General features: G+C 68.5%; 1 protein-coding gene. It reads right to left on the reverse strand.

Translation table 11 applies throughout. From position 1 onward, the window contains the following. Window positions 1-127: 127 nt before the first annotated feature. Entirely contained in the window at window positions 128-529 is a 402-nt protein-coding gene (gene ctaF / locus AC08OO_RS22650) for an aa3-type cytochrome oxidase subunit IV (RefSeq protein WP_011437500.1), read from the reverse strand. Window positions 530-590 lie beyond the last annotated feature (61 nt).

Below are 590 nucleotides of genomic sequence, written 5' to 3' on the forward strand. Positions count from 1 at the left end.
CCGTCCTGGAGCGCTGGGTGACCGCGAGCCAGAGCGCCGCAGCGGTTGACGCGGCGGCGGCCACGGCTCCCTGATCCCGCCCGGGTCGGGGACCCCCGAGGGAAGGGCGACCCCGACCCAGGCGGGATCAGTCCTCGGGCACCGGCGGGTGCCAGAAGTTCTCGAAGACCAGGCAGGTCACGAACACCACGACCAGAAGCGCACCGAGAATGATCATCCAGACGCCGAAGACGAGGCCCATCGCCGCCGTCACCGAGCTGGCCCCGATGAAGAACGGATAGTAGCTGCCCGGGGTGAAGTGCCCGAGCTCCCCAGCCCCGTCGGCGACCTCCGCATCCGGCAGGTCCTGCGGGCGCATCCCGATCCGCCGGCCAGTGAAGATCAAGTATCCGCCGACGAGCAGGCCGAGCCCCGTGGTGAGGGTCAGCGCGGCCGTGCCGGTCGGGTCCTTCGACCAGAACCAGTACACCAGCGCGGCAGCCCCGGCGAAAACTCCGAAGAAGTTGAAGATGATGCCTTCCACCTTCATGCCATGGCCGCCTTAACTGATCTCGGGAGTCGCGTGGTAGTCGATCCGGCCGATCGTGGCC

Source organism: Frankia sp. CeCAU1, from assembly GCF_977971845.1.